At 60.9% G+C, this 3,539-nt stretch carries 3 protein-coding genes and 1 pseudogene; 3 read left to right on the forward strand and 1 reads right to left on the reverse strand.

Features of this window, described 5'->3' with window-relative positions:
- A pseudogene (locus tag AB4Z11_RS26680) lies at positions 1-391 on the reverse strand (hypothetical protein); the annotation flags it as partial.
- A gap of 188 nt (positions 392-579) precedes the next feature.
- On the opposite strand from AB4Z11_RS26680, the gene AB4Z11_RS26685 reads away from it, so the two are divergent.
- From AB4Z11_RS26685 to AB4Z11_RS26695, 3 genes are all read left to right on the forward strand, one after another.
- Positions 580-1,290, forward strand: coding sequence for an SDR family NAD(P)-dependent oxidoreductase (locus AB4Z11_RS26685; RefSeq protein ID WP_442028865.1), 711 nt, complete (start codon positions 580-582; stop codon positions 1,288-1,290).
- 13 nt (positions 1,291-1,303) lie between these two features.
- Positions 1,304-2,302, forward strand: coding sequence for a Kelch repeat-containing protein (locus AB4Z11_RS26690; protein ID WP_442028866.1), 999 nt, complete (start codon positions 1,304-1,306; stop codon positions 2,300-2,302).
- 75 nt (positions 2,303-2,377) lie between these two features.
- A partial coding sequence (locus AB4Z11_RS26695) for a glycosyltransferase family 39 protein (RefSeq protein WP_442028867.1) occupies positions 2,378-3,539 on the forward strand: 1,162 nt, incomplete at its 3' end.

Raw genomic sequence — 3,539 nt, forward strand, 5'->3', positions numbered from 1 at the left:
CATTGAAGCCGTGCACGAACAGCGAGAGATTCTGCTCGTTGTTACCCCATGCATTGAAGCCGTGCACGAACAGCGAGAGATTCTGCTCGTTGTTACCCCATGGGTCGGCGGTCTGGAAGCTCACGCCCGGCAGGGTTTGCAGCGCCTTCAGCGGATTGATACCTGGCAGGATCTTCTGGATGTCGCTCTTGTTCATCGCAACTGCAGAGCGGGTCTTGTGCGTGGCGATTTCCACGGTGGCGATGGGGCCATCAGCCACCGCCGCAGCTGCTGCCGTTGCAGTCGCCGCTGCCGCCTCGGCATCCACTGCGTTGTCGGCTTGCGCGTGCACCAGCACAGGGAGGGATGCGATCACGGATGCCACTGCAGCCGCGCAGAGATTCTTCTTCATTTGAATTGCCTGTCGATTAAGTTGGAGGTAATTGCAACGACCGGCAGAGTAGAGACCAACTGTTACGCCTTCATGACGGCGCACTTGTTCCGTGCGCGCAAAAGTGTTGATCCATGAAAGCCCTTCAATCTGTCCGCGGCACAACCTACATTGGAGTCATCGAAATCAACTCTCTCTTGGAGAACAAAATGAGCTTTAACCAAAAAGTCGCAATCGTCACCGGTGCATCCCAGGGTCTTGGCGCAGCAATCGTTCAGGCCTATCTGGATAAGGGTTATCGCGTAGTGGCGACCTCGCGCAACATCAAACCTTCCGACAATCCGAATGTGATCACCGTGGCAGGCGATGTGGCCGACCGTGAAACCGCACAGCGCGTCATCAACGAAGCCGTCACCAAATTCGGCCGCGTCGATACCTTGATCAACAATGCGGGCATCTTCATCGCCAAGCCGTTCACCGCCTACACCGCTGAAGATTACGCAGCCATCACCGGCACCAACACGGCAGGCTTCTTCAACATGACCCAGCTGGCAATTGAACAGATGGAGAAGAACAAGAGCGGCCACATCGTGAGCATCACCACCACCCTGGTTGAGCATGCAGTGGAAGGCGTGCCGTCTGCACTGGCTTCGCTGACCAAGGGCGGCATCGCTTCGGCTACCAAGTCGCTGGCTATCGAATACGCCAAGCGCGGCATCCGTGTGAACGCCGTGTCGCCTGGTATCATCAAGACCCCGATGCACGGTGAAGAAACCCACGAGTTCCTGGGTAAACTGCACCCGATGGGCCGCATGGGCGAATCGAGCGATATCGCAAAAGCAGTGATCTACCTCGAAGACGCACCTTTCGTCACCGGCGAAACCCTGCACGTGGACGGCGGCCAGAGCGCAGGCCACTAAACAAAAGGCATAAATGACTAAACTGATCCTGCTGGCCGCACTGGCCAGCATGTCCGCAACAGCCCAGGACCTGCCGGCGCGCAGCAACTGGGCTGTTGCGCGTTCCGGCGACCAGGTGTTCGCTTTCTACGGCCTTGGGCAAGGCAGGACTTTCGCCGACATCGCGCACGACGTGCACGCCTACGATCTCAAATCGCAGCAGTGGCGCAAAGCCGGAGCAATCCCTGTGGATCAGGGCCGTCTGGCCAGCGTGGCGCTGACCGTCGCAGGCAAGGTCTATCTGATCGGCGGCTACACGGTATCGGCCAAAGGCGAGGAAGTCTCCACGCCGGAAGTGTTCCGCTACGCGCCTGACACCGGCCGCTTTGACATCGAAACCACGATGCCTGTGCCGGTCGACGATACCGTCGCCATGCCCTGGCGCGACCGCTGGATTGTGCTGGTCAGCGGCTGGCACGATAAGGGCAATGTCGCAGACGTTCAGATCTACGATACGCAGACCAGGCAATGGGCCAACGGCACTCCCTGGCCAGGCAAGCCGGTATTCGGCCATGCGGGCGGCCTGGCGCAGGACCGCATGGTGGTGTGCGACGGAGTAACGTCCAGCAAAGGCCCGGACGGCAAAAACCAGTTCGCCATCAGCAAGGAATGCTGGGGAGGCGACCTCGATCCAGCGCAGCCGGGCCGCATCAGCTGGCGCCAGCTTCCACCGCATCCCGGCGCTCCCTTGTACCGTGCCGGCGCAGTGGGCGACGGCCAGCGCGTGGTGTTCGCAGGTGGCAGCAGCCGCGCCTACAACTACAACGGCATCGGCTACGACCAGCTGCCCGCCGAACCATCGGCCGCCGTGTTCAGTTTTGCGAATGGTGCATGGCACGCCCATAAGCCTTTGCCGGAAGCGGGCATGGACTTCCGCGGCCTGATTCCTGTCGAAGGAGGCTATGCCCTGTTCGGCGGCATGCGCAGTGGCCAGCGGGTCACAGGCAGCGTCATTTATTTCAAGGTGGAGTGATAGTTAACGCAAAATTCATGTTGATACACTAAGATACAAAGAAAACAATGCCGCAATATCTCTTAGTCCGCCAACATGAATTTCCCGCTGCCGCTTCTGCGCCCGCAACCACGTTCCACCTATGCCGGCGCAGAATCGCCGCGCCTTGGTCTGCTGTCCGACCAGCGCCTGCCGCTGTTCCTGCTGCTCCTTGGCCTGCTGCAGGTGCTGATGTGGGGCGTCGGGGCGCTCGCATTCTCTTCGACTGACCTCGACTCGTCGGAACAACTGGTCTGGGGCACCGCGCTGGAGGCGGGCTACTGGAAGCACCCGCCCCTGCCTTCGTGGATCATGCATGCGGCGCTGGCCGCTTTCGGTCCTTCGGCGTGGCTGCCGCTGGTAATCTCGCAGCTTGGCRTAATCGTGGCGCTGGCACTGGTATGGCGCCTTTCGCGGGAATTCCTCCCCACGCGCCAGGCCGCGCTGTCAGTGCTGCTGACCTCACTCGTCTTTTATCATAACGGCGCCGCCGACACGTACAACCACAACACGGCCATGCTGCCCTTCCAGGCCGCAACCGTCCTGGCCTTCTTYTTCGCCGCGCGCCGCGGCGATATGCGCTGGTGGGCGGCCGCTGGTTTGTTTGCCGGGCTGTCCATGCTGGTGAAATATGTGGCTGTGCTGCCACTGGCCGGACTCGTGCTCTATCTGATGTTCGACCGCAGCCTGCATCATCGCCGCACTTTCGCTGGCGTCGCGCTGGCGGCGGCCATTTTCGCGCTGGTCATTTCGCCGCACGTGGTTTGGCTTTACTCCAACGACTTTCCACCGATGAGGTACGCCCACTCGGTCATGCAGCCACTGGTTGGCRCCAAGGCGCATTTCGCCAGTGTCGTGCACTATCTGCTGACCCAGTTCTACCGCTTCGCACCTGTCCTGCCGGCGCTGATCTTCCTGGCTTTCCAGCGCCGCCGCGCAGACGTCGTGACTCAGCTGCCCCTGGCGCAGCGCGACAAGCTGTTCATCTGGCTGGCCGGCGTCGCGCCGCTGGCGATGACGGTCCTGTTTGGCCTGGTCACCCATAATAAACTGGAGCCACGCTGGGGCGCCAACGTCTTTCTGCTGAGCGGCCTGCTGGCCGTGATGCTGATGCGGCCTGTGCTCACACCACGCATGCTGAAAACGGTGATCGCGATTACGGTGGTCATGCAGGTGCTGATTTGCGCCGGCAGCATCATCAGCAAGACAGCCATCGCCG

Source organism: Pseudoduganella sp. RAF53_2, assembly GCF_052113985.1.
In the GTDB taxonomy this organism is placed as follows: Bacteria; Pseudomonadota; Gammaproteobacteria; order Burkholderiales; family Burkholderiaceae_D; genus Rugamonas.